The 24,763-nt window shown below is 41.1% G+C and carries 22 protein-coding genes and 1 pseudogene; 10 read left to right on the top strand and 13 right to left on the bottom strand.

What is annotated here, in order from left to right; translation table 11 throughout:
- Positions 1 to 142: 142 nt before the first annotated feature.
- Positions 143 to 1,546, bottom strand: coding sequence for a 3-isopropylmalate dehydratase large subunit (leuC, locus tag QI031_RS06960; RefSeq protein ID WP_281484461.1), 1,404 nt, complete (start codon positions 1,544 to 1,546; stop codon positions 143 to 145).
- 323 nt (positions 1,547 to 1,869) lie between these two features.
- On the opposite strand from leuC, the gene QI031_RS06965 reads away from it, so the two are divergent.
- Together QI031_RS06965 and QI031_RS31865 are read left to right on the top strand one after the other, a co-directional pair.
- Positions 1,870 to 2,145 (top strand): UPF0175 family protein, encoded by a 276-nt coding sequence (locus QI031_RS06965; RefSeq protein ID WP_281484462.1) that lies wholly within the window; start codon positions 1,870 to 1,872, stop codon positions 2,143 to 2,145.
- 9 nt (positions 2,146 to 2,154) lie between these two features.
- Positions 2,155 to 2,649: pseudogene (locus tag QI031_RS31865) on the top strand (PIN domain-containing protein).
- A gap of 187 nt (positions 2,650 to 2,836) precedes the next feature.
- Here QI031_RS31865 and QI031_RS06980 read toward each other — a convergent pair.
- Positions 2,837 to 3,676, bottom strand: coding sequence for a prephenate/arogenate dehydrogenase (locus QI031_RS06980; RefSeq protein WP_281484465.1), 840 nt, complete (start codon positions 3,674 to 3,676; stop codon positions 2,837 to 2,839).
- 82 nt (positions 3,677 to 3,758) lie between these two features.
- On the opposite strand from QI031_RS06980, the gene QI031_RS06985 reads away from it, so the two are divergent.
- From QI031_RS06985 to QI031_RS06995, 3 genes are all read left to right on the top strand, one after another.
- On the top strand, positions 3,759 to 5,324 hold the full coding sequence (locus tag QI031_RS06985; RefSeq protein WP_281484466.1) for a pentapeptide repeat-containing protein: 1,566 nt from the start codon (positions 3,759 to 3,761) through the stop codon (positions 5,322 to 5,324).
- Positions 5,325 to 5,504: 180 nt separating this feature from the next.
- Positions 5,505 to 6,095, top strand: a complete 591-nt coding sequence (locus QI031_RS06990) for a DUF1517 domain-containing protein (protein ID WP_281484467.1) — start codon at positions 5,505 to 5,507, stop codon at positions 6,093 to 6,095.
- A 70-nt stretch (positions 6,096 to 6,165) separates the two neighbouring features.
- The gene (locus QI031_RS06995) at positions 6,166 to 7,023 is read left to right on the top strand and encodes a hypothetical protein (RefSeq protein ID WP_281484468.1); all 858 of its coding nucleotides are present in this window, start codon (positions 6,166 to 6,168) and stop codon (positions 7,021 to 7,023) included.
- A gap of 72 nt (positions 7,024 to 7,095) precedes the next feature.
- Here QI031_RS06995 and QI031_RS07000 read toward each other — a convergent pair whose 3' ends face one another.
- Positions 7,096 to 8,367 carry a TPR domain-containing glycosyltransferase gene (locus QI031_RS07000; RefSeq protein WP_281484469.1) on the bottom strand — a complete coding sequence of 424 codons (1,272 nt, stop codon included), beginning with the start codon at positions 8,365 to 8,367 and terminating at the stop codon, positions 7,096 to 7,098.
- Between the two features lie 22 nt (positions 8,368 to 8,389).
- Positions 8,390 to 8,806 (bottom strand): hypothetical protein, encoded by a 417-nt coding sequence (locus QI031_RS07005; RefSeq protein ID WP_281484470.1) that lies wholly within the window; start codon positions 8,804 to 8,806, stop codon positions 8,390 to 8,392.
- Positions 8,807 to 9,001: 195 nt separating this feature from the next.
- On the opposite strand from QI031_RS07005, the gene fdhD reads away from it, so the two are divergent.
- The 3 genes from fdhD (at position 9,002) to ylqF (ending at position 11,189) form a co-directional block, all read left to right on the top strand.
- The gene (gene fdhD / locus QI031_RS07010; RefSeq protein WP_281484471.1) at positions 9,002 to 9,823 is read left to right on the top strand and encodes a formate dehydrogenase accessory sulfurtransferase FdhD; all 822 of its coding nucleotides are present in this window, start codon (positions 9,002 to 9,004) and stop codon (positions 9,821 to 9,823) included.
- Between the two features lie 94 nt (positions 9,824 to 9,917).
- Complete coding sequence (locus QI031_RS07015) at positions 9,918 to 10,301, top strand: VOC family protein (RefSeq protein WP_425526013.1); 384 nt, start codon at positions 9,918 to 9,920, stop codon at positions 10,299 to 10,301.
- A 6-nt stretch (positions 10,302 to 10,307) separates the two neighbouring features.
- Entirely contained in the window at positions 10,308 to 11,189 is an 882-nt protein-coding gene (ylqF, locus tag QI031_RS07020; protein ID WP_281484472.1) for a ribosome biogenesis GTPase YlqF, read from the top strand.
- Positions 11,190 to 11,250: 61 nt separating this feature from the next.
- On the opposite strand, the gene aroA is transcribed toward ylqF, so the two are convergent.
- Entirely contained in the window at positions 11,251 to 12,600 is a 1,350-nt protein-coding gene (gene aroA, locus QI031_RS07025) for a 3-phosphoshikimate 1-carboxyvinyltransferase (protein ID WP_281484473.1), read from the bottom strand.
- Between the two features lie 471 nt (positions 12,601 to 13,071).
- On the opposite strand from aroA, the gene QI031_RS07030 reads away from it, so the two are divergent.
- Complete coding sequence (locus QI031_RS07030; protein ID WP_281484474.1) at positions 13,072 to 13,584, top strand: hypothetical protein; 513 nt, start codon at positions 13,072 to 13,074, stop codon at positions 13,582 to 13,584.
- A 62-nt stretch (positions 13,585 to 13,646) separates the two neighbouring features.
- Here QI031_RS07030 and QI031_RS07035 read toward each other — a convergent pair whose 3' ends face one another.
- The 3 genes from QI031_RS07035 to QI031_RS07045 all read right to left on the bottom strand — a co-directional run bounded on the left by QI031_RS07035 (position 13,647) and on the right by QI031_RS07045 (position 15,918).
- Entirely contained in the window at positions 13,647 to 14,228 is a 582-nt protein-coding gene (locus tag QI031_RS07035) for a thioredoxin family protein (protein WP_281485951.1), read from the bottom strand.
- A 119-nt stretch (positions 14,229 to 14,347) separates the two neighbouring features.
- Entirely contained in the window at positions 14,348 to 14,563 is a 216-nt protein-coding gene (locus tag QI031_RS07040) for a chlorophyll a/b-binding protein (protein WP_281484475.1), read from the bottom strand.
- Positions 14,564 to 14,781: 218 nt separating this feature from the next.
- Positions 14,782 to 15,918, bottom strand: a complete 1,137-nt coding sequence (locus QI031_RS07045; protein WP_281484476.1) for an NF038130 family PEP-CTERM protein — start codon at positions 15,916 to 15,918, stop codon at positions 14,782 to 14,784.
- A gap of 501 nt (positions 15,919 to 16,419) precedes the next feature.
- Between QI031_RS07045 and QI031_RS07050 the strand changes: the two genes are divergently transcribed.
- Positions 16,420 to 18,972, top strand: coding sequence for a chloride channel protein (locus tag QI031_RS07050; protein WP_281485952.1), 2,553 nt, complete (start codon positions 16,420 to 16,422; stop codon positions 18,970 to 18,972).
- Between the two features lie 279 nt (positions 18,973 to 19,251).
- Here the strand turns inward: QI031_RS07050 and QI031_RS07055 are convergent, their stop codons facing one another.
- The 5 genes from QI031_RS07055 to QI031_RS07075 all read right to left on the bottom strand — a co-directional run bounded on the left by QI031_RS07055 (position 19,252) and on the right by QI031_RS07075 (position 24,628).
- Positions 19,252 to 21,036: a M61 family metallopeptidase gene (locus QI031_RS07055; RefSeq protein WP_281484477.1), complete on the bottom strand. Its 1,785-nt coding sequence runs from the start codon at positions 21,034 to 21,036 to the stop codon at positions 19,252 to 19,254.
- Between the two features lie 141 nt (positions 21,037 to 21,177).
- Positions 21,178 to 21,861 carry a Crp/Fnr family transcriptional regulator gene (locus tag QI031_RS07060; RefSeq protein WP_281484478.1) on the bottom strand — a complete coding sequence of 228 codons (684 nt, stop codon included), beginning with the start codon at positions 21,859 to 21,861 and terminating at the stop codon, positions 21,178 to 21,180.
- Between the two features lie 198 nt (positions 21,862 to 22,059).
- Positions 22,060 to 23,244, bottom strand: coding sequence for a pilus assembly protein PilB (locus QI031_RS07065; RefSeq protein WP_281484479.1), 1,185 nt, complete (start codon positions 23,242 to 23,244; stop codon positions 22,060 to 22,062).
- A gap of 762 nt (positions 23,245 to 24,006) precedes the next feature.
- Positions 24,007 to 24,414 carry a hypothetical protein gene (locus tag QI031_RS07070; protein ID WP_281484480.1) on the bottom strand — a complete coding sequence of 136 codons (408 nt, stop codon included), beginning with the start codon at positions 24,412 to 24,414 and terminating at the stop codon, positions 24,007 to 24,009.
- 10 nt (positions 24,415 to 24,424) lie between these two features.
- Positions 24,425 to 24,628 (bottom strand): hypothetical protein, encoded by a 204-nt coding sequence (locus QI031_RS07075; protein ID WP_281484481.1) that lies wholly within the window; start codon positions 24,626 to 24,628, stop codon positions 24,425 to 24,427.
- Between the last annotated feature and the right edge of the window lie 135 nt (positions 24,629 to 24,763).

Raw genomic sequence — 24,763 nt, forward strand, 5'->3', positions numbered from 1 at the left:
AAATTTCGCCCTATTTTTTCAACTAGGACTAGTCACGGAAGAATAAAACAGCAGAGGAGACAGAAGAAAAGAAGTAATTTTTCTTCATCCCCCTTGCACCCCGCACCCTGCCCCAATTCCTCTTCTAATGCCCATTGAAAAATTACATCAATTCGCGCACATCAGACACTTCGCCTTTAATTGCAGCTGTGGCGACCATCGCCGGACTCATCAGTAATGTGCGACCAGAAGACGAACCTTGCCGTCCTTTAAAGTTGCGGTTAGAGGAAGAAGCGCTAATTTGTCTGCCTTGGAGTTTGTCGGGGTTCATAGCTAGGCACATAGAACACCCAGGTTCGCGCCATTCAAATCCCGCTGCTTGGAAGATTTTGTGCAATCCTTCAGCTTCTGCCTCTTGTTTGACGCGTTCTGAACCAGGAACAACAAAGGCTTTGACTCCCTCTGCGACATGGCGACCTTGGGCAATTTTTGCAGCTTCCCGCAAGTCGCTAATTCTACCATTGGTACAGCTACCGATAAAGCAGACATCAATTTTTGTGCCTTTAATTGGCTGACCGGGAAACAAATCCATGTAGCTGTAAGCTTCTTCAGCAATAAACCGATCTTCTTCTAATAAATCTTCCGGTTTGGGAACGAACTGATTAACGCCAATTCCTTGACCGGGAGTGATTCCCCAAGTGACTGTCGGGGGAATTTCGGCAGCGTCGAAAACGACCACATCATCATACTCAGCATCAGCATCACTCTTGATGGATTCCCACCAATTTACAGCTTTGTCCCAATCTGCACCTTTAGGAGCAAAGTCTCTGCCTTGTAAATAATCGTAAGTAACTTGATCGGGATTAACATAACCGCACCTAGCACCACCCTCGATCGCCATATTACAAACGGTCATCCTCTCTTCCATGTTCATTTGCTCAAAGGTAGTGCCTGCAAATTCATAAGCGTAGCCGACACCACCTTTCACGCCAAGGGTGCGGATGATATGCAAAATGACATCTTTAGCGTAAACACCAGGGTTGAGAGTGCCGTTAACTTCAATTTTACGGACTTTCAATTTAGCTAGGGCTAAGGTTTGAGAGGCAAGAACATCCCGCACTTGACTAGTACCGATACCAAAAGCGATCGCCCCAAATGCTCCATGACTAGAAGTATGGCTATCTCCACAGGCGATCGTCATTCCTGGTTGGGTAAGCCCTTGTTCTGGGGCAATCACATGGACTATTCCTTGACTGCCAGAACCAATGTTATAAAAAGTAATATTATTTTCTTGACAATTTTGTTCTAGGGCTTGGATCATATCTTCCGCCAAGCGATCGCTAAAGGGGCGGGCTTGATTTTCTGTCGGTACAATATGATCGACTGTAGCTACAGTTTGTTCTGGGAACAGTACTTTTAATCCCCTCTCGCGTAACATAGCAAAGGCTTGGGGACTGGTCACTTCATGAATTAAATGCAGCCCGATAAACAGTTGCGTTAGCCCTGAAGGAAGTGTACCAACGGTGTGTAAGTCCCAAACTTTATCGAACAAGGTACCTTTGCTCATACGTCAATGCTTATTTAACGAGTCAGAGTTTTTATAGTATCAAAAAACAGTCGGGCTTTGACTATATGAAAAATTCTACCCACAAGGGGATAGAGTTTTGTCAGTGCATCGCTGACAACTGATCCACATAAATAGGTCGATGTCAATAATTATCGTTGGGATAAAGCAGAGAAAGAAAGAGTTTGAGCCTTATTTACTTTTATTCACATAATTTGATTTTATTTCACCGACTTACTTAAGTCTTTAGAAGCGGACATTATGGTGATGTTGGGTGAAGTGGTTTAAGGACTAAAATAAAAATGTAGAGTTGGAATATTTTAGCAATGGTCTTAACAATTTCAGATGAAGACTTGGAAAGTATTCAGCTTTCGGCAGAGGTTCGAGAAAAGGCTTTGCATAAAGCTAAAGAAGGGTATGTAATGGCTTTGTTAGAGGTAGGAGAAATTACTAGTGGCAGGGCAGCAAAAATCCTTGGTATTTCTCGGCTAGAAGTTATCAAAATGATGAGTAAATGGGGTATTTCGCTTTTTGATGATTCGCAGAGTTTGGAGGAACTACGTCAAGAAGTAGAACAGGCGGAATTAATTTTAAATCAGTAAATGTCTTAAATGATTATTGTTTCTGACACTACGCCAATTAGTGAGTTAGCAAAAGTAGATCATCTTGATTTATTGCCAAAGCTTTTTGGTAAAGTTGTGATTTCCCAGGGTGTATTTAATGAATTACAGGTAGGTCAGCATCCAGCAGCAGAATTTGTAGAGAATTTGTCTTGACTGGAGGTTGTAACGGTAGAAAATCAGCAGGTAGTTGAGGAGTTACAAAAGTCCTTTAATTTACATTTGGGAGAATCAGAAGCTATTGCTTTAGCTGAGGAAATTGGTGCTTCTCAATTGTTGATTGATGAAAAGGCTGCTAGGAAAGTAGCTATGGCTCGAAAGTTACCTTTAATTGGTACTGTGGGGATTTTACTGTTAGCAAAACGTCGAGGTTTGTTAACAAGTGTTAAGGATGTTTTGGATGAGATGCAGTTACAGGAAACTAGAATTTCTAAGCGGCTTTATGTGCAGGTTTTGACTTTAGCTGAAGAAAATGAAGGGAAGTAATGATATTAAATCGCTGGAGTCAAGCATGATGATGTTGGGTGAAGTGGTTTAAGGATAAAATAATGAAGAATTTAAAGCAGTTGTATTTGAGAAATTGCTATCCAGTATTTATGAAGGTATCAACAATGAACAGTAATATTAAATATGTATAACTGGTGCGTTAACTGTAGCGTAACGCACCTAAAAATTATTCAACAAATTCAGGTCGCACTTTTTGATTTGACTGGAATTTTTGTTCTAAAGCCGCCCAATTTTCTTGTTCAATTAAGTTAATAAATTCATCAAGGTTATGGCGATATTGTTGTAATGATCTTAACAATGCTTGTCGATTATATTGTGCCATCATCACCCCTAATTCGGGATTGCCACCACCGACACGGCTAGTATCTCGAAAACCAGTACTAGCGAGATTTTTAGCTAGTTGTAAAACTTGAGGATCAGTCTCACCCATGCAAGCGGCAATCAATGAACCGCTGACCATTACAGGTAAGTGAGAAATCCAACTGACAGCGCGGTCATGTTGTTCTGGTTGACAATAATAAATATTAGCCCCAAGCGATCGCACAATTTCTTCTAAAATAGCGATCGCAGTAGTTGGTGTTGTCGCATCTGGTGTCAGTACGTAAGGTCTACCAACAAATAAATTACGTTGTGCAGCTTCAATACCGCTATCTGTTGTACCTGCCATTGGGTGGCCGCCGACAAAATTTTCCCACAGGGGAGCTAAGGCTTTAACTATCGGTGCTTTTACTGAACCAACATCAGTCACAATCGTCGCCGCAGACAGATGGTTAATAAGCTGCTTAAATTGGGGAACAATAAGCCCGATAGGCGTACAGATAAATACAATATCTGCGGCTGCTAACAGGCTCAGATTACAGGATGCCTCATCGATACTACCTAGAGCGATCGCTCTTTGGCAAGTAGAATCACGGCGGCTGACTCCCAAAACATAATGACCTTGCGATCGCAAATCATAGCCGAGAGAACCGCCAATCAGTCCCAGTCCTAAAATACCAATTTTCATTTTTGATTTTGACCGTTTATCTTTTAATTATTTTTTGCATACTTTACCAACTATTAAAGTTGGCATCCGAGGGGTAGCATCCATGACTGTAGAGGAATTGCTAGAACAATATGCGGCAGGAGTCACAAACTTTATTGGTGTTGACCTCTGTGAAGCTAACTTGAGTGGTGTCAAACTCAGTGGTATAAATCTCAGTACAGCCAACTTAAATATCAGTAACCTCAGTGGAGCGAATCTCAACGCCTCTAACTTGAGTTGTGCTAATCTCAATGTGGCTCGGTTAAGTGGTGCAAATCTTGACAGTGCCAATCTTAATAATTCCAGTCTCAATGTCGCTAACTTAATTCGCGCTGATCTCAGTCGCGCTCAACTGCGGAAAGCCTCATTAGTTCGGGCAGAATTAATTCGAGCTGATCTCAGTAAAGCTGATTTGTTTGAGGCTAATCTTAGCAACGCCGACTTGCGAGAAGCAACGCTGCGACAAGCTAATCTCCGTGGTGCTAACTTGAATGAAGCCAGCTTAAAAGGCTGTTCTCTGGCCGGAGCAAACTTAGAAATGGCTAATTTAAACGCTACTAATTTGAGTCGTGCTGACCTTAATAGTGCAAATTTGCGAGAAGCTGAACTTAAACAGGCAAACCTTAGCCATGCTAATCTGAGCGGTGCAGATTTAAGTGGAGCCAATCTCCGTTGGGCTGATTTAAGCGGAGCCAATCTCCGTTGGGCTGATTTAAGCGGAGCCAAATTAAGCGGGACTAACTTAATGGGCGCAGATTTGAGCAATGCCAATTTAACTAATGCCAGCTTGGTATATGCCGATTTGACCCAGGTAACTTTAATTAAAGCAGAGTGGGTAGGTGCAGATTTAACAGGCGCAATTTTAACCGGAGCCAAACTTTACTCTACTTCCCGCTTTGGTTTAAAAACCGAAGGTCTGACTTGTGAATGGGTTGATCTTAGCCCATCAGGCGATCGCTCGATCATTCAAAAATTCGACTTGGAAGATCCAAAGGAATTTTTTAATGAAACTTCACCAACAATTCGGATTATCGTTGATGCTGCTTTAGAACAAGAAGCAAACTTTGCCCTAGCTGGCGCTTATTACCACATTGCTCAAGAATATCGGGTGCTAAAACAACCACCTAGTATGGAAATTAATCGTCGCCGGACTGTTTTTACCTTCCGCGTAGATAGTGACGAAGCCCTATTTCCTACAGCTTGTATGGCGATTTTACCCTTTAGAGATGCCGTTAGTACCCAAAAGAATATTTACAAAATAGTAGAAATGCTGGGTAAAGAAGATCTACCTCAGTTGGGAGAAAAAACCTTCCATCGGCTGAAGCAATTAACGACTCTGACCCAAGAAGCTATTAGTCAGGCGAAGACTATTAGGCAAATGAAAAAAAATCTGGAATTGGCAGCAAAATTAAACTTCTTTAGAATGCCTACGCAGACAATATTAACAAATTCCAGCGCTCAAACGTTGGCAGTGCATTACAACCCAAACTTCGGTAAACGATTTATTGATCCTGCGGATCTCGATGTGGGATTTTTAGCAGATATATCCAGTGAATCTGCTACATCTATATTGCCTTCATTAAATATGATTATGGATTTTGTTAAAAGTTTCCACTATATCAGTCAATAATTAACGGTTAGTCGCAAATAACAACTGACAACTGACCACACTTCGACTACGCGGTAGTTGAGCGCAGTCGAAACTCAGTGCATCGCTGACAACTGACCCCTGACCACTGACAACTGACCACTGACAACTGACCACTGACCACTGACCACTGACAATTAATCAAACTCCAGGAGGAAGCAAATGCGCGCCTTTAATAAAATGATTGGTCGGACTCGCTATGTAGTCTGTCGTTTATTTCTGCATTTAGCTGGGTCAGACGTAGCACCAATTTTAGGAGTATTAAATCGTAACGCACGAGAAGCGATCGATTCTGATGGTGAAATGGAAGTTTTAGAAAAAGGATTGGTAGATCTTTGCGAAACTCTGTTGCGATATGATGAATACTGGCTTTCTTCTGCCAATGAAGGTGATGTATTTTGGGACGAAGGCGAGGCGGCAAATTATGTGGATGATTTATTTACCGACTCCGGCGAACGATATGGTGCTGAACTTGATTTAAATTCTGATTCTGACTTAGAGCAACCCTTATCTATACCTGTTACTCGTAATGTAGTTGTAATGATTACAGTAGCTTATGAGGGAGAAGTTCCAGATCTAGAAACTAATCTGTCTAATGTTCAAGCTTTGAAGGAAGCTTTAAAAGCCTTAATTAGTTTGCATTATAAGAACAAACTGCGGGAAATTTATGTGCATTTTGCACCAGCGCAATTAGGTGATGAACTGACCAACGATCAATTATTACAATATTACCCAGAATTGATCCCTTTGTAATTTGTAGGGTAGACCGTACCTATTACCCACATTGAGAACTTGTTAAGCTCAAAGATAATACAATAGCGCCATGATTATGAATGTACTGCGGAAAATTACAGTTGTTTTTTTAGCCATGACTTTGTGCTTGACAACTGTTGCTTGCGGGGGAGGAAATCAAACTAACTCTTCAGCTAGAAATGTTAGTCAAACTTCTGCTGCTACTAAATTAAGTGATGGGCAGTATCAAGTGCAACAAGCTACTTATGACGATGCCAATGGGGAATACACGCTGTTTTTACTCAACAGTACACCCCCAACCTTTGCAACCGAAAAGTTACAAATGGCACGGCTAACTGATGAAGAAATCAAAGAAGGTAAGAAAACTTATTTAAAAGTTGAGAACGGACAGCCAGTTTTATACTTGACTGAAGACTTTAAAATTGAGTACGTTCACAATGTCACCGAGACAAAAACTAATCCCCAAACTGGTCAACAAGAAACAGTCGTAGTCCGCCGAGAAAATAGCTTTTGGACACCCTTTGCTGGAGCCTTAGCAGGTCAAGCGATTGGTAGTTTGCTATTTAGACCCCAATACTATGTACCTCCAATGTATCAACCAGGAGGGTTATTAACAGGCTTTGGTGGGTATGGTAGAAGCTATGACCAGGCAGTGTCAAATTACCAGACTCGTCATAACACTCCACCCGCAGCTGTGCGAAATCGTAATACTTTACGTACCACGGGATCAATTAGAAGACCAAGTAGTTCCACTGTACGCAGTACAACACCACGCACAAGCACTGGTAGCCGTTCAACTGGTTCTGGTTATGGTAGTGGTACTTTAAGACGCGATAGCAGTACTAGGACTAGACGCGCTCCTAGCAGTAGTAGTTTTGGTAGTAGAAGTAGCTCTCCTAGACGTTCCGGTGGTTTTAGACGGCGTTAATCAAAGGTTTGTTTTTAGTAAGGGCTTTAGCCCTTTTTATTCGCGTCTCATAAGAGAGGACTAAAGTCCTCACTACATACGGGACTTAATTAATCCCATTTCGTATAACCCCTGTCGGAGTCTTTTGGCTTCTGCGGGGTTTTGTTGTTCGTGGAGGGCGATCGCATTTCTAAATGCGATAATACTAGCTTGCTGATTGCCAACTTTTAGCTGCACCACCCCTAAATTCTGATAGGCTTCTGCATAATAGGGGTTTAACTTGATGGCTTTTTGGTAAGAAGCGATCGCATCTGTAAATAAACCCAAAGCTTTTAACATCATCCCCAAATTGTAATGTCCAGCAGCAAAACTAGGATCTATTTTTAAAGCTGTTTCGTAAGCTTTTTTTGCACCGTTAAAATCTTTAGTTGCTTTGAGTAAGTTACCCAGATTGTTATATGCTCCTAATTTGAGCATGGGGTAAATCGGTAATTTAATAGCAGCTTGGTAATGATTAATAGCTTGTTGAGTATTTTGCAAATGACTATAGGCAATGCCTAAATGGTAATGCAGTTCATACAAAATCTCATAGTTTTCCTCTGGTTGTATAATCTCTCGCCTGACAGCATATCCCTGTTGACGGGTTTTGTCTGTGTTGCTGTTACCTCCAGTCGCTTGATTTAATCCTCGTTGTAGCAATTCTAGACCTGGAGTAATTTTGCCGACTTCTACATACAATGCCCCTAGCTTACTGCAAACATAAGGATCATTAGGATGGGTAGACAGAAACTCTGTCATCGCCGCTTGGGCTTTAGCATATTTATTATTTTGGGCGATCGCAGTTTTTTGATATCCTTTATGTAGAATTGCCACTCCTTGTAAATAACCGATTTGCCAATGTGGCTCCTGTTTTAAAATTGCCGATACGCTGTCATCAACCAAGGCATGGTAGGGACGTTCAAAGCGGATATGTGGATGTTTACGAAATAACCGAGAAACTAAAGAATAAGGTGATTGGGCTGCACCAACTTCTTGACGGATGAGGTTAATTAAAAGATATTCTTCACTTTGGATTGCTGACTTGAGTTGCGGCACAATACTTGGTGCAAGAGTTTCATCGGCATCTAATACCAAAATCCAATCACCAGTCACATACTTAAGAGCTGCATTACGAGCTGCACTAAAGTCATTACACCATTGAAAATTATAAATTTTAGCACCAAATTCTTGAGCAATATTAGGAGTGCGATCGCTTGAGCCTGTATCTAGTATTACTATTTCATCTACAACATCTTTAACACTGCTGAGACACTTAGGCAATGCAACTTCTTCGTTTTTTACAATCATGCATAGACTGAGACTCATAAGCTAATTGTCGTTTAATTTTTCAATCTGATATGCAGGTGCAGAACAAGTCTATAATCTTGCCTGTCAGTCCTCCAATGATAATCCCAGCCAACATAGAGGCTAAAACGGTCATCCAAAGGCTCTGAATGTTCAATCTTAAAAGCAAAAAGTACGTAACCGAGCCGAGTACTACATTAACTACAGCCCACAGTCCTGCTGCGGGAACTTGCTTTAGTCGTAGCACACTCCACTGGAACAAACTGACAACCACAATAAAGACAATAATTATTAAAACTATGAGCAGTTCAATGGGATTGCGCAACACATCATAATTAACTACCAAAAGCAAAGTAACGACAAGTGCACTGAAACCACCAACAATTAACCCAATGATATTGACAACAATCCACAGCCAGCTAGCAGAGCGAAGTCGATACCGCATTATCCAGGCTTGCATACTAGCCATTGTGATCCAGAAAATAAGTGTCCAGGGTGTAAAGCGATTAAAAAGCATTGATTATCGGTATATAGCGATTCTGGTTTTGGTGGGGTATATATATCGTTGAAATCAGGGACTAGGGGCTAGAGTTAGAGTACCTTATGTAATTGGGAACTGCTATATAGCGATTCTCATTTAAGTTCGGATTGCTATATGCCAAGTGGAAGCAAAACTAAAACCCAAATTTGGGTAGTCGAGAATAGCAAAAAGCGTCTTCGACAAGATTATCTCACCACCGAAGAACCTTTAGAAATTCGTTTAACATCTCCACGTCGCACAGTAGCTGTAACCATGCGAACACCTGGAGCAGATTTTGAATTAGCTGCTGGTTTCCTTTACGGCGAGGGAGTCATTAACTGTAAACAAGATATCCAACGCATCAGCTATTGTGTAGAGGGTGAACAACGCTACAACATTGTGAATGTGGAACTACGCCAGGGGTTGATACCAGATTTACAACCCTTAGAGCGTCACTTTTACACTAGTAGCGCTTGTGGGGTTTGTGGTAAAGCTAGTTTGGAAGCTTTGCGGCTGCGGGGTTGTCCAGTTGTTGCTTCGAGTTTGATGGTAACTCCTGAAATTATTTATAGTCTCTCCAATCAACTGCGAGCAGCTCAAGGTATTTTTACTGCTACAGGAGGGTTACACGCAGCAGGGTTGTTTGATGCTCAAGGACAACTTTTGCATTTGCGAGAAGATATTGGCCGTCACAATGCTTTAGATAAACTCATTGGTACAGCTTTGCTCAGTGACGAGTTACCTTTAAATAATCATCTGGTGATGGTTAGCGGACGCTCTAGTTTTGAGATTTTGCAAAAATCTACTGCGGCTGGAGTTCCTATTGTTTGTTCTGTTTCTGCACCTAGCAGTTTAGCAGTATCTGTAGCTGAAGAATTTGGGATTACCTTAATTGGTTTTTTGCGGGGGGAACGGTTCAATATTTATACTGGTTCACAGAGAATCAGCGTTGTTTAAAGATGGTTTGGCAATATAAAACTCATATTTGATTTTAGTACGTTTAATACATCTTTTTCTCTGTTCCCTGTTCCCTCCCTACACAGGTAATTTCATGAATCAAATCGAGTTTCTATATACTGAAGCATTCGTCACCATTGCATCAATGAATTTGGTCAATTTGGTGGATTTTTATACTCAATTTTTAGGAGAAAAACCAATTTCTCTAATTCCTAATGTTTATGCTGAGTTTCAGCTTTCTGGTGTGCGGTTAGGCATTTTTCAACCCCAGACAACACAAGAATCTGAATTTAACACCTCAGCTAAAAGTACAATGAGTTTATGTTTAGAGGTGAGTAACTTGGAAGATGCGATCGCTCACCTGAAAACTTTAGGCTATCCACCACTCGAAAACATCTTGATTGCTAGCCACGGTAGAGAAATTTATGCCTACGACCCCGATGGAAATCGTTTAATTTTGCATCAAAAAAATTTGTAATTAATTATGGGTATAACTGAAAACTATAAATTAAATATTATTCAATGGTATCCAGGTCATATTGCCAAAGCTGAAAAAAAGCTCAAAGAACAGCTGACGCGAGTGGATGTGGTATTAGAAGTACGAGATGCGCGGATTCCCTTAGCGACACATCATCCCCAAATCGATGAGTGGGTGGGAAATAAGGGGCGTGTTTTAGTGTTAAATCGCTTAGATATGGTTTCTTCCCAAGTGCGATCGCTATGGGTAGATTGGTTTAAAAGTCAAGGAGAAGTGCCATATTTTACCAACGCCAAACAAGGTCAAGGCGTGGCAGCAATTTCTAAAGCCGCCCAAGCTGCGGGTGTGGAACTCAATCAAAGAAGACGCGATCGCGGTATGTTACCCAGGCCAGTCCGAGCTGTAGTGATTGGTTTTCCCAACGTTGGTAAATCAGCTTTAATTAACCGCCTCTTAGGAAAGCGAGTCGTCGAAAGTGCCGCCCGTCCAGGGGTGACTCGTTCTTTGCGCTGGGTACGAATATCTGACGAGTTAGAATTGCTAGATGCTCCTGGTGTCATCCCCGTGAAGTTGGGAAATCAAGAATCCGCATTGAAATTAGCGATTTGTGATGATATTGGTCAAGCATCTTACGATAATCAACTAGTAGCATCTGCTTTAGTAGATATACTTAATTCTCTCCAAGCTACAGCCCCTAAATTATTACCAAAGCTACCATTGCAGTCACGTTACGAACTCGATTCTACACCCCACACAGGAGAGGCATATTTACACGCTTTAGCAGAGCATCGCTACAAAAAAGATGTAGAACGAGCTGCCAGACAACTTTTAACAGATTTTCGTAAGGGATTATTAGGCACAATCCCATTAGAAATACCCCCTGTGTAGATATCAAGAGTGCTGCTGTACAGCGCTCATGACAGCTATTTAATTGATGGTCTTGTTAAATTCAGCGACAAATTTGTTGTAAGGTAGCCGTGAAGTTGGGATAAGAAATCGCAGCTGCTTCTGCGCGGTGAATCGTGGTGATCCCCTTAGATACCAAAGCCGCGATCGCTAAACTCATGGCAATGCGATGATCTGTATAGCTATCAACATCAGTACCCGTTAAAGAAGTACCACCAGTAATCTCCATACCATCGGGTAATTCGGTGACTTGCGCTCCCATTTTATTGAGTTGTTGCGCCATTACAGTAATGCGATCGCTTTCTTTAACTCGTAATTCCTCTGCATCCCGAATAATGGTTGTACCTTCAGCAAACACCGCCGCTACTGCCAAAATGGGAATTTCATCAATTAATCTAGGGATAATATCCCCTGCAATGGTACAACTTTTTAAACGACTGGAACGCACCCTTAAATCAGCTACTGGTTCCCCAGCTACTTCTCGCTGATTTTCCAGTTGGATATCTGCTCCCATCAGCGCTAAGGCTTCTAAAATGCCTGTGCGCGTAGGGTTAACACCGACATTTTCCACCACCAATTCTGAATTTGGAGCGATCGCCCCAGCTACTAACCAAAAAGCAGCTGAACTGATATCCCCTGGTACAATTACTTTCTGTCCGTATAGTTGAGCAGGACCAGTCACAGTCACGCTGTTGGTTTCCGGCTCGATAGTGAGGTTAGCCCCAAAAGCGCGGAGCATTCGTTCGCTGTGATCACGAGAAAGGGCGGGTTCTGTGACGGTAGTTTGTCCTTCGGTCATTAAACCAGCAAGTAAGATGCAAGATTTAACTTGAGCCGAGGCGATAGGAGAGAAGTAGTGCGTAGGTTCAAGAGCTTGTCCTTGAATTGCTAGGGGTGCTAAAGAATTACCCTTACGTCCCCAAATTTGTGATCCCATTTGTAGTAAAGGTTTTACCACACGGGACATCGGCCGCGATCGTAAAGAACTATCGCCCGTGACAGTAAAAAAGCGTCCTGAATGAGATGCTAAAATTCCCAACATCAGTCGCAGCGTTGTACCAGAGTTACCAGCATTCAACACATCGACTGGTTCTTGCAAATTCCCTAGACCAATACCTTTAACTTTTACCAATTCCGTATTTAGTTCCGAAATTTCCGCACCCAAAGCTTGAAAACAGCTAGCTGTGCTGCGGGGATCTTCTCCCAACAGAAGACCTTGGATTTCAGTCTCACCTTGGGCTAAAGCACCCAACATCAAAGCCCGATGGGAAATAGATTTATCTCCTGGTACTCGAATGCGACCCTGTAACGATAGCCCAACAGAAGGTTGTTGGATGATTAACTTCTGAGAAAGGTCTTCTTGCGTTTCTACGGTAATAACAGCAGCCGACATTAGGATACACTGGCTTTTGAATACATTTAAAGTTTATCAGTAACTTAGTTGACTGTTACCGAAGACTTACTCTTTAGTATGGTATCGGTTTTGATTTTCTAAAATTTAATCAAATTTACCAAAAGTAATTTTAATATTCAGTTATTCTTTGAGCATGTACTTAAGTACTGTTTTGGTCTGCTGCAATGAATTAATTCCTTGACATTATGACTTCGTTTATTCACAAAAGTATAAGGATTCACAAGCTTTACTGACAGCCGACATTTCTGTAGGAAAAGTAAAGTATCGTTTTTAATATCTAGATTAATATTTCACTTGTTTTCATTTTTATTTACCTAGCTTCTTCAATAAGCATATTCAGTTAATATTAAGCATGTTTTATTCTTTTACTTGCTTATCCTGACCTGCTAGAGATACTAAGTGTTTATTGCATCTGCACTTGTTCAATAGCTTTTAGCCCTTATCGCTCCCATGCTGACCCATCACCGCAAGCCCGTGTGCTTATCAGTTATTTCCACTGACCTGCCATTTTGGTCTGTTGTTGAAACTGCCGGGACACTGTATCAAAAAGATACTGACCGCTTCCATTTACTGTTGACTGCACCGCCTTTAATTACTTGTGAACTAACAAGTTCTGTCAGTTCAGAAAATGCATTTCTCCCCAAAATGAGCGATGCTTACGCCCCCAGTAGTCCCAGAGTTTTGTGGCTGGAGATTTCTCCTTACCGGGTAATCATGACCATGCAAGGTAACGGTCAAGTCAGTTACCGTCATTTCTGGGAACAAGGCGTTTATGGCGTTAGCCGTTATTGGTTGCCAACTGAATCATTACAACCTAATAATCCCATCCGTTTACGCAATTTTACGAAAACTTTAATGCTTAATGGCAACCACTTACCAGAGCATCTGCGGGTGGAATACGAATTGTGGGCAGAAAAAGTCCAATTGGGAAGTTACATTCTCAATCTGGAAATTCAGCACTAGATGATCAAATTTTTTCTTCCTCCCCTATGACAATCTGTAATTGGATAGGGGAGGATATTTATTTAACCGAAATAACTAGGTTCGTTCCCTGGTTTCCATTTAATATTGCAACCAACGCTTGGTTTTTGTTCGCTTTCTAAAGGTTTACTCGCTAATACTGCCTCAATCGCTGCCCGTAAATCTGCACCAGTTACAGGTTTACCATTACTAGGACGACTATCATCTAATTGTCCGCGATAAAAAAGTTTGCGTTCGCTATCAAAGAGAAAAAAGTCAGGAGTGCAAGCTGCTGTATAAGCCTTTGCTGTCTCTTGAGTTTCGTCGTAGCATAAAGGAAATTTAAATCCTAGTTCTGTTGCCATTGCCTTTAAAGATTCTGGCGCATCATCTGGGTAATTTTTCGCATCATTGGTACTGATAGCGGCGATCGCCAAATCACTCGCAAAGTAATCTTCTCCTAACTGTGCCAATTCTTTTTGGACGTGTTTCACAAATGGGCAATGCCGACAAATAAACATTACTAATAGTGCTTTTTTATCAGCAAAAGTAGAAAGTGAAATTGTCTTATTAGATACTACTTCCGGTAGATGAAAATCTGGCGCTTTAGTGCCTACAGGTAACATTGTCGAAGCAGTTAAAGCCATAATTCGCCCGATATCCTTATCTTCAAAACGGCTTTTGCTATTAATCACTGCCAAAATAACATAAAAAACTACGCTTACGAGAAGCGTAGTTTTTGGGTATAAAGAATGAAAATCAATTTTTACAAGCTTGTCAAAAGACCAAAGACACCATTTCCTGTCAGTACCTCGAATGCAATCAAACAGACAAAACCAATCATTGCTAAACGACCATTGAGCAGTTCTGCATAGTTCGTGAACCCCGTGCGATTGCCTTGTTCGTCTACATATACCCGTGGCTCAATCGCAAAGTTGTTCAGTTTGCCTTGGTCGTCAACAATAGAAGCATTCGTACGCATAAGATTTTCCCAATTATTTTCCTTGTAACAGATTGTAACAATTATATTAAAATTTGTAAAATTTATGAATCTGTCTAAGGAGATAAGATGAAAAATCAGGTTCATAACTGTCCAATGTCATGGTGATGAAAAACAGCGTCTTCATAAAAAGTCGCTTGGAGGGCAACTCTGCAAGCGACTTTGAATATCACCTAAGTTATGAAATAGATTTGTAGTTTTTAGGAAATTACGGTTTTCCGAACTTTGCGCCTGAGAACAACTAAACCACCGACAACCATTAAACCAACTAATCCAGAAGGTTCAGGTACAGATGCGGTTGTGTAAGTCTTATTCCAGGAATAAATACCAGTGTGAGATGTGTTATCAGTAGTCTTGTTGCGATCGCCTGCGATCGCACCTGAATCTACAGCAGTAAAGCTAAAGGCATAGTCAACTTCGTTATTGAAAGTAACTTTAGCAATTTCACTAATTTGCAATGGTTTCTTTTGCAAAAATGCTGCTTTTGCTAAACTATACACCATCAAATCTAATAACTGATTGCCTGTGGAGTTACGGCTAAAGTTGGGCGAAAACCCTAGATAATTGGGGTTAGGGATACTTTTGTTGTAAGTTGGGTTAGCGACAGTTTTACCACTGATAACAATCGTTTGGCGGGTATCTACAATCGTTTTGCGGGTATCTACATAGTTGCTGGTTACATCCAAGTGTCCAACTAAGTCAAGTTTCAAATTACCAGTTTCTTGATTGTATGTAACATCCCCAATATTGGGATCGCCCGCGGAGTTGAAACCGTTAGTGCTGAGATAGGTGACTAAAGAAGAAAAATTAGAATTAAAATCGTTGAGCAAACTTGAACCACCAGTGGTTGGGATGCTTGACATGATTCCGCTGTAAGCATCACGGAAACCTGTTAGCCATCCTGTTGCTAATGTGCCATCAGCCCAGTCAGCTTTTGTGACACTCTCTATCTTGATGGTTTTATTGCCTAGATTAGCAGTAAACCCAACGTGGTCTGTAACTGTTTCACCTGATGTAAATAGTTCAACGTTAGTAGAACTATCATTATCTGTTAAAGCTGCGATCGCTTTGTTGATATTGCCAGTATTGCTGTAATCGTTTAAAACGTGTCTTTGTACGCCACCGATGCCAGTGCTATCGTACACAGGAGAACCCGGAGCGTAATTCCAGGTATTGATATTAGGCTGATTGGCAGAGGTGTTAGCGACACCATTAGTAGTAAATTGAATATTAGTAGGTCTGGTTAGGTTGACAGCGAAAGCTGGAGCTGTGGCGATCGCACTCATGCTTGCTGCGACTGAAGTACCAATCAACAGTTTTTTGATATATCCTGTCATCTTTATTACTTGTAAATAAACTAACTATTTCATTCGCTACTCTAATTTTTGTTTACTCTAATTGGGTAAAGTTAGAGTGAATTTATAGAAAGTTTTAGTTCAATAAAAGAGCTACAAATACTGACAGTATTTAGTGATTTTACGGAAAGTAGCTCTAAACTAAAGAATAATCATTTAATGCTGTACAAACGTTAAAAACTAAAAGACCGAGATTTAAGAATAATTAATCTATCTTTGAGCGTCAAAGCTATAGATATTAGAACTAGTATTTGATTTTTGAAAACAACTCAGTACATCTCATATCTTTTCTTCTTTGTTCCCTATTGCCTATTGCCTGTTGCCTGTTGCCTTCCTAGACAAGTAACTTCAGGAATCAAATCAGATTCTTATATGATTGAAAACAAGAAATTTGAAGTAGTTTAGACACTGTATCCATTAAAAGTGATTGCTAAAAAAATATTAAGTAGAGGCAAAATTTTTGGGCTGCGATTTTACCGTCAAATGCTTCGCCCCAAGCGTTTAGCTTTTTTTCAAGCTTGCTTGATTGGTTTAGTTTCTGGGCTAGCAGCGGTTCTTCTAGGACAGGCAGTAGAATGGGCGGGAACGTGGCGAGTTAATGAATCTTACCATTGGCCTGCTTACTTAGTATTACCCGCTATTGGTTTAATTGGGGGAATCCTAGCGGGCTGGCTAGTAGAACGTTTTGCACCTGAGGCATCAGGTAGCGGTATGTCTGAAGTTAAAGCAGTACTGGCTCGTGTGCCGATGCCGTTAAATCTGCGGATTGCTCTAGTTAAGCTGATTAGTGCTACCCTTGTGCTGGGTTCTGGAATGCCCTTAGGTCGCGAAGGGCCAACAGTGCAAATTGGGGCAGCTTTAGCAGCTAAACTAAGTAACTGGGTGCCTACTTCGCCAGAGCATCGCCGCCAATTGATTGCCGCCGGAGCCGGAGCCGGGTTGGCTGCTGCTTTTAATGCACCAATCGCTGGTGTTTTATTTGTATTAGAAGAATTACTCCAAGATGTTTCCGGCATTACTCTTGGGACTGCGATCTTAGCTTCTTTGATTGCTTCAGGACTCTCCCGACTTTACGGTAGCCACAGCCTTGATGTTGACCTTAACTTAATTGCTCATCACACAACCTTTTTTGCTCAAGAAATCCCTTTTTACTTAATTTTGGGATTGTTAGCTGGGCTACTAGGAATTTTATTTAATCAATGTGTTCTGGCCAGTTTGGCATTTAACCGTCATGTATTACGTTTGAGTTTGCCTTGGCGAATCGGCATAGCAGGACTGACCACTGGTATAGTCATAGCTCTTTTGCCTCTGGAGTTTCGCAACAATGCCGGATTAAGAGAACTGCTACTTACAGGACAGGCAGATTGGCTGTTTGCAGCGATCGCATTGCTAGTTCAGTTTACCCTTATTGCTGTTTGTTATGGTTCTGGCGCACCAGGAGGTTTATTAGTCCCAACCCTTGTCTTAGGAGCTGCCCTTGGCTATTTAGTAGGTTTTTGCGAGTATAGTTGGCTAGGAGTCGGTGTGGCAACAACTTATGCCCATGTAGGCATGGCAGCGTTTTTTAGTGCCGTTTCCAAAGTACCAATTACGGCAGTTGTCATTGTGTTTGAAATGACGACAGATTTTAATTTAGTGCTACCACTGATGATTGTGTCTGTAGTTGCTTATTTAGTGGCAGAAAAGCTTGACCATAGATCCCTCTACGATCTTCTATTAGAGTGGAAAGGCATTCACATAGAAAAAGAACCAACCACAGAGGGACTTTTAGCACAGCTGAGTGCTATGGATGTCATGCAACGGCGTGTGGAAACTTTATCTAGCCAAATGAGCATTGATGAAGCTGTACAGGCATTTTCTCATTCTCAACATCGCAACTTTCCAGTTTTAAATCGTGGCACGATTGTTGGGGTCGTGACTCAGAAAGATTTAGTCAATCTTGCCTCACAACAATTAGATCAAGATGCAACTATCAGTGAGATCATGACACCAGAGCCAGTAACAGTCAACCCAACAGCTACTTTAGCTTATGTACTGCATTTGCTCAACCGTTATAACCTGAGTTGTTTACCCGTTACAGAAGGTCGCAAACTAGTAGGAATTATTACACGCAGTGATATTATCCGCATAGAAGCAGAGCGACTCAGTGGCAATACAGAACAGGTGGAATGGAAATCTAAACCTTCCTATATAATTTATCAAAATCGCGCTCCTGCCACAGGCAAAGGAAGATTGTTAGTACCACTGTCGCATCCACAGACAACCCATACTTTATTAAAAATGGCAGCAGCGATCGCCAAAGGCAATAATTATGAAATAGAATGTCTGCAAGTAATTATAGTTCCACGTAGCCGCACACCAGCGGAAACCCCAGTACAAACCACTAAAAGTCATCGCCTTTTACAACAGGCTAGGCAGTTGGGAGAAGATTTGCGGATTCCCGTTCACACCCAGATTCGAGTTGCCCATGATGTGGCTGGGGCAATTTTAGAGACTGTAAAAGAGCGACACATTGATTTGGTGTTAATGGGTTGGAAAGGCAGTACTTTTACTCCCGGTAGAGTTTTCAGTCGAGTTGTAGACACTATGCTTCGACAAGCAGCTTGTGATGTTGTATTAGTTAAATTAGATGAGAAAAGAGCCTTTGATCGATGGTTACTCCCGCTAGCAGGTGGGCCTAATTCCAGTCAAGCAGTTGAACTTTTACCTGCCCTGACTTCTTTAAGCTCATCCCCTGAAATAAAGCTATGTCAAGTCTTCCAGCCGACTGAGTCTACTCTAGACACAACATTATTAGACAATTGTGTCCGCTTTTTGCAAACAAGAATCAGCGGTAATGTAGTTGCTAGTCCAGTCTGTGCAAGTTCTGTAACTGAGGCTGTAATTGAATGTGCTGCACAAGACCAAAGTGATGTGATCGTTTTGGGGGCTAGTCGTGAAAGTTTTTTGAAACAGACAATTCAAGGAAATATTCCAGAGAATATCTCTCAAATGAGTAATTGCACAGTTATTTTGGTGCGGAGTGCAACCACATAAATTAACTACATTATATCGTCTTGAGTTTCTTGCTCAACTCAACATGATTGAGAATTTCACCCATGTTATGGCGGTTTTCTGATGAATGAAATACACCACTCTAGCCCCTAGCCTCTAGTTCCTAGCCTCTTTTATTTCTGGAGTGTATTCCATGCAACCGAGAAGCGCTATAAGGTTGAGCAGTTAGCAAAACAGAATTGATAAATGGGTAGAGATGAGGAAATAAGGAAAGCTACGAGACAATAAATCTCCCTTATCCTCCTCAAATCTTGGCGACTATTAACGAAGAGTGACGATCGGCACACCTAGCCATCCCGCGAAGTTTTTTTTCTGTATAGGATCAGGATTCTGGATAGGAATCACTTGATATTTGTTAGGATGTGGTGTAGCCAGAGTCACAGCATAAGTACGCAGTTCATCTTGGTGAAAAACTGTTACTTGGATAATGTCGTTGGGCTGGTAATCTTGAAGGCGATCGCTTAATTGAGTGGCAGTGACTTTAATTCCTGCAATAGCCAACAACTCATCACCTGCATCAATTCCCGCTAGTTGTGCAGGGGAACCCGCTTCAACAAATTTGATGATTTCCCGTCCATGCTCGGTTTTTGCTTTTACACCCAAGTAAGGTTCTTCTTCTTGCTCTGCTGCTAAACGCAAACCAAAAGGTTCCAAATACTGATTAAAGGGTAATTCTTCAGTACCATCAATGTAGCGCTCAAAGAAATCAGCCAAATCTACTTCTGCTATAGATTCAATTACTTCCTGTAATTGTTCTGGAGTATAGCCAATTTCTGCTTGCCCAAATTGCTGCCACATTTGCCGCATTACATCATCTAGGGAACGTTGATTACCATGCCGCGCTCGAATCAGCAAATCTAGCAACAGAGAAACCATTTCTCCTTTCAAATAGTAAGAAATTTGGGAATTGCCACTATTGGCATCTGGACGATAAAGTTTGATCCAAGCATCAAAACTCGATTCAGAAAGGGGTTGCACCTTACGTCCTGGTGTAGTGAGAAACCGAGTAATTTCTTTACCCCAATTATTTAAATACGCTTTAGCATCATAAATTCCAGCCCGTAGAGGAATCAACAAATCGTAGTAACTGGTAGTTCCCTCACAGAACCATAAAGACGGTGTATAATTTTCGCGATCATAATCAAAAACTTCTAAAGCTTTAGGGCGAATACGTTTAACGTTCCATAAGTGAAAAAATTCATGTGCCACCAATTGCAGAAAGCGATCGTATTTATCCTGAGAGCGAAACCCAAAGCGCTGGTAAATTAAAGAACAACTGTTTTTATGCTCCAAACCCCCATAAGCTTGGGCAAATAAATGTAGTAAAAACACATATCGCTCATAAGGCAAGCCGCCAAACATCTGTGCTTCTACTTGAATAATTTTTTCGATATCAGCAATCATTCGCTGGACTTGAACATTTCCCTGTCCCCAAATTGCTAATTCATGGGGTTTGCCCAATACCTCAAAATGATGTAACTGGTGAGAGCCAATTTCAAAGGGACTATCTGCAAGAGTGTCAAAATCAGCAGCTAAGAAACTATTAGTTTGCTCACCAACTGCTGGTAAGGCAGTAGTTACCCGCCATTCTGGTCGTGGTGGTACGATAGTGACACTAGTTGGTAATTTTTCGCAACCTAGTAGTCTAAAAAACAGCGCAGCACCATTAAAATAGCCGTGGGTATTATCTAAGTGATTTGTCCGCACTGTTAACTCATTAGCAAAAACTCGGTAACGCACAGTTAATTCTGAAATACCGCTTTTATTGACTTGCCAGTGATTTTTGCTAATTTTCCGCCAAGGTAAAGGCTTATCCCCCACAAAAACAGCAAAATCTTGTAAGTTCTTGGCATATTCCCGGACTAAGTAGGAACCTGGTGTCCACACTGGCATTTTCAAGTCAAGAAGCGGCGATGAATAGTTAACAAGCTGCAATGTCACTTCAAACAGATGTGTTTCTGGTTGAGGCATTGCCACTTGATAATGAATCGTCGGCACGGTTTCTTGAACGCCAATTTCTAGACGAGGTGCTGTTGCTTCGGTCATCGGTAGTTAGGAGTGATAAATTCTGAGTCGATAGTTAATAGTCAATAGTTGTTAATAGTCAATAGTCAATAGTCAGTAGCAAAAAACTTTGGACTCAGCACTCAAAACTCTATCCTTCAGCACTCAACACCCCACATAGAACTAGACTTTGCCAGCCAAATTAAACAACTGTTTGAAATTGATCAGATAAATGATGTTGTTAGCGTTGTCAATTGCAATCCAACCTTTTTCATGTAGTTTTTCCATGATTTTGGTAGTTTCTTCTACGCCAATTTCTGTCACCTCTGCCAAATCTTTGAAAGGAATGTTAAAAATTTCCCTACCCTTATCTGATTCTAACCCATAGCTTTCACCCAAACTAACCAAAGTATGGGCAAGTTTGACGGCTGGAGGAGAAGTTCTAATTTGTAAGCGCTGGTTAATCTGCCGTAATCGTCGCACCATCAGTTGTAGCATCCGGTGATGTAGCTGCGGGTCTTTGAACAAAATTTGAATAAAACGTTCTCTAGAAATGCTCAGTAACTTGACTGACGACAAGGCAATAACATCGGTTGAACGCGGAGATTCATCCAAAATTGCCATTTCTCCAAAAAAATCACCCCGACCCAAAATTGCAATAGCTACAGAATCATCTCCAGAGGTACGTCGGACTTTAACCCAGCCAGAAACCACAAAGTAAACAGCGTTACCCCAGGCATCTTCCATTAACACAGCTCGTCCAACTGGATATTCATGTTCAATTGCAACGTTAAGTAGCCATTCCAAGGTTTGTGGGTTGGCTGTACTCAGTAAGGGAAAAAGTTCACAAAAAACCTCAGTCTGCATGAAATATCTGCAAAATTAATGAATTGGGGAGTGGAAAAATCAGTTATCTACTATAAGTTTTAAAACCGATTATTAGTATAAATACGGCATTAAAATGTTCTAAGTTAAACCAAAACTCTCAAACAAATAGTTCTGGTATTCATTACAACATAACAATTATGGATCAGATCGAAATCAGCGGTTTTACTGACAGCATTGTTATTCAATGTCTATCGATGACTGGTTATTTGCTGTCACTATCTTGATCTGTTGGTCTAAATTATCTACTAGTTGATTGAGGGTAGCGAAAGCTTCTATTTGCTCAGACTTAGGATTAGGATTAAGCAGAAATCGTTGATGGAGTTCGCGCAACTTTAAGCTTAGTTGTTGAGAAATTCCTAAAGCATCTCGACTGAGACCAGCTAACTGTTGTTGCTGATAAAACTTTAATGCTGCTCCCCGCAAAACTTGTAATGTAGCTTCTTCACCATACATTCCTGGCATTACACGCAGACGTAATAATAAGCGGTTTTGTTGATATAGGCATTCTTGTTCTACTTGTTTCGGTTCTGTAAATCTAGTAACAGGTAGAGCTGCAAATCGTTTTAATTCATTAAGTACGCCTTGAAAAACAAAGAGGGGTAGATTTTCTAGCACAGATTGCAAGACACCATTGTCACTCCAGAGTATTCTACCTTCGTAAGGTTGTCTTTCCAAATATAAACGACCAATTCCTCCGCTTAGTACTCGTCCTAGTAATTCTTCTAATAATTTTTTAGCTGGTAGTGTTGGCAGTGTTTCAATTGGATTGAATAGTTCTGGAACTTGCAGTTGTAAAACACTCAATTGGTTAGGAGATGCTATGTCAAGATAGTTTTCTTCTTTCTCTGCTGTTTGCTGGGAATATTGAGGGGTTTGTATCTGAGCTACAGTCGATTGTGGTTGTTGATTTTGCTTTGATAGGGAGGTTGCAGAGTGAATCAGATTCTCGGCAATGCTATTGGCCTTCTTTTCTAAAGTTAAGTTAGCTTTTAGTTGATTGATTTGTGTGGCATCTGGGCGGAATGTATTTTTATAGTTGAGATAAGCTGAAAGTATCATGCGATGAGTATCGGTGGCAACTTCTTGAGTTGTCATTGTGCAACTTATATAAGACAGTATGCGACTTACGTAATCTAACGCCCCAGTATCTTGGGGATAAACTATACCTAGTAGCAAATGCTTGTCTTCTAATCTAAAGGGAATAATTTGATAGTACAAACAAGCTTCAAAGGACAAGAGGCTATCAATTAATTGAAATATTTGTTGGCGTTCGTGTTCTTGTTCCCAATTTACTGGAGTGTTAGATATTACTTGCTGCCTACTGGCTTTGTTCTTAGATGGTTTGCCCTCTAATGACGACATAGGTTTGATTTTTGAATGTTCCTTGTCTTTATATTTTGCTCTAATTTTAGTTAGCAGTAAATAAAGATACTTTATGAACTTGTTAAAGGTTAAATTAATTACCAATACGTAAAGGGTTATTGCGGGACTGTGGATTAAAAATTTATTTTTAGTCCACAATCAATCATATTTAGCTTGGTGATAGTCATCCAGGGGTGTTTAAGCGACGGGAAACTCCAACCCAAGACCAACCCAAGAGTGGGTGGAGAGGGATAGTCGCACTTCGACTACTTCGGCTACGCTCAGGCTAAACTCAGCACAAGTTCGCTCAGTGGACATCCCGTCGCTTGGGGCTTATGGAATAGGGCATTGGTAACTTCTTCCCTATGACGGCAGTTGCTCATAGGGGAAACCACGCCACTTGCTCCACTTGCTCCACTTGGGGAGACCCCAAGACCGCAGTGGCTCCCCAAGACCGCACTGCCTCCCCCATTTCCTGTTCCATAAGCCCAAAAACTACATCCCCTTGTGGGTGAAGTTTTTTATTTGGTTGCTGTTGCTCAAATAAAGCAAATTGCCAATTTAACTAATGAAAGGCAATGGATTCTCCAGTTTTTTGGTGCTTTTTGTCGAAAATATTATTTTCTTTCTTAACTAACCTGCGGAATGTGGGATACAACCTAACTAGCTACTAATATAGTTTGATATTTTTTGCTAGAAGCGATCGCACACAAAAACCAGCACAGGCGATTAGACAATCTTGCAAGAGCTAAGTTTGGCTGTTCACTCAGACTTTGACTGAATCTCAAATTCAAGTTTGGAACGGTAGAAACACACATCAAACTCAAGGAAAAAGTTAGTCTGTCCTAAAATTAACGGTGTCTTCGCTCTTTTTACCCAAGTCAACACTAATTGAACTGGTGCAAAACCACTAATCTCAGCAGTTGCAAAAAATGGCATTGCTGGAAAATTGCTCAAGTTACCTGCTAATTGAATAATCGCCTTACTGTCATCCCAAATTGCACCTAACTCAATACCAATTTCATAAGGCAAAACATTTACAGTTGCGCCACTGTCCACCAGTCCAAGAACTTCAACAGTTCTATTGCCCTGACAAAGACGTAAAGGAATCCGTGGCAAACTATCAAACTCATTTTGGGAAGGGTTAGTGGTAGAGTATTTGAATCGCATTTGGTCAGACTTATTCTGCTTGTTTTAAAGCTTGCATCAGAATTTCACCTGCACCAAACGAATTGTAGGGTGTAGGTAAATCGTATGTCTTAAATGGTTCAAGAGGCGAAATCTCTTCTTTGATGTCCAATTCTTCCGCTAAGATACGAATTAGCTTAAGTTTTTCTGATACAGAGAGTTTACGAACAGCAGGAAGTAGCTCAGTGAGGGTCATTTTTTGCGCTCCGTTTCTCCAACTAGCACTACTTACAGCTTACTGGATCTGACATTCTTGATAGGAGTCTAAAAAATTAGAGCGATCGCACACAAAAACCAGCACAGGCGATCGCTAGTTGCAAGTTTAATAGCC

Origin of the sequence: Halotia branconii CENA392 (genome assembly GCF_029953635.1) — a bacterium.
GTDB lineage: Bacteria > Cyanobacteriota > Cyanobacteriia > Cyanobacteriales > Nostocaceae > Halotia > Halotia branconii.

Excerpts from the sequence above, each read along its gene's own strand:
- QI031_RS07060 (WP_281484478.1), bottom strand. The coding sequence starts at position 21,861 with ATGCAGACTGAGGTTTTTTGTGAACTTTTTCCCTTACTGAGTACAGCC.
- leuC (WP_281484461.1), bottom strand. The coding sequence starts at position 1,546 with ATGAGCAAAGGTACCTTGTTCGATAAAGTTTGGGACTTACACACCGTT.
- QI031_RS07040 (WP_281484475.1), bottom strand. The coding sequence starts at position 14,563 with ATGCGTACGAATGCTTCTATTGTTGACGACCAAGGCAAACTGAACAAC.
- aroA (WP_281484473.1), bottom strand. The coding sequence starts at position 12,600 with ATGTCGGCTGCTGTTATTACCGTAGAAACGCAAGAAGACCTTTCTCAG.
- ylqF (WP_281484472.1), top strand. The coding sequence starts at position 10,308 with ATGGGTATAACTGAAAACTATAAATTAAATATTATTCAATGGTATCCA.
- QI031_RS07055 (WP_281484477.1), bottom strand. The coding sequence starts at position 21,036 with ATGACCGAAGCAACAGCACCTCGTCTAGAAATTGGCGTTCAAGAAACC.
- QI031_RS07015 (WP_425526013.1), top strand. The coding sequence starts at position 9,918 with ATGAATCAAATCGAGTTTCTATATACTGAAGCATTCGTCACCATTGCA.
- QI031_RS07000 (WP_281484469.1), bottom strand. The coding sequence starts at position 8,367 with ATGAGTCTCAGTCTATGCATGATTGTAAAAAACGAAGAAGTTGCATTG.
- QI031_RS07070 (WP_281484480.1), bottom strand. The coding sequence starts at position 24,414 with ATGCGATTCAAATACTCTACCACTAACCCTTCCCAAAATGAGTTTGAT.
- QI031_RS07030 (WP_281484474.1), top strand. The coding sequence starts at position 13,072 with ATGCTGACCCATCACCGCAAGCCCGTGTGCTTATCAGTTATTTCCACT.
- QI031_RS06985 (WP_281484466.1), top strand. The coding sequence starts at position 3,759 with ATGACTGTAGAGGAATTGCTAGAACAATATGCGGCAGGAGTCACAAAC.
- QI031_RS07005 (WP_281484470.1), bottom strand. The coding sequence starts at position 8,806 with ATGCAAGCCTGGATAATGCGGTATCGACTTCGCTCTGCTAGCTGGCTG.
- QI031_RS07050 (WP_281485952.1), top strand. The coding sequence starts at position 16,420 with ATGCTTCGCCCCAAGCGTTTAGCTTTTTTTCAAGCTTGCTTGATTGGT.
- QI031_RS06995 (WP_281484468.1), top strand. The coding sequence starts at position 6,166 with ATGATTATGAATGTACTGCGGAAAATTACAGTTGTTTTTTTAGCCATG.
- QI031_RS06965 (WP_281484462.1), top strand. The coding sequence starts at position 1,870 with ATGGTCTTAACAATTTCAGATGAAGACTTGGAAAGTATTCAGCTTTCG.
- QI031_RS07035 (WP_281485951.1), bottom strand. The coding sequence starts at position 14,228 with ATGGCTTTAACTGCTTCGACAATGTTACCTGTAGGCACTAAAGCGCCA.
- QI031_RS06980 (WP_281484465.1), bottom strand. The coding sequence starts at position 3,676 with ATGAAAATTGGTATTTTAGGACTGGGACTGATTGGCGGTTCTCTCGGC.
- QI031_RS07065 (WP_281484479.1), bottom strand. The coding sequence starts at position 23,244 with ATGTCGTCATTAGAGGGCAAACCATCTAAGAACAAAGCCAGTAGGCAG.
- QI031_RS07045 (WP_281484476.1), bottom strand. The coding sequence starts at position 15,918 with ATGACAGGATATATCAAAAAACTGTTGATTGGTACTTCAGTCGCAGCA.
- QI031_RS07075 (WP_281484481.1), bottom strand. The coding sequence starts at position 24,628 with ATGACCCTCACTGAGCTACTTCCTGCTGTTCGTAAACTCTCTGTATCA.
- QI031_RS06990 (WP_281484467.1), top strand. The coding sequence starts at position 5,505 with ATGCGCGCCTTTAATAAAATGATTGGTCGGACTCGCTATGTAGTCTGT.
- fdhD (WP_281484471.1), top strand. The coding sequence starts at position 9,002 with ATGCCAAGTGGAAGCAAAACTAAAACCCAAATTTGGGTAGTCGAGAAT.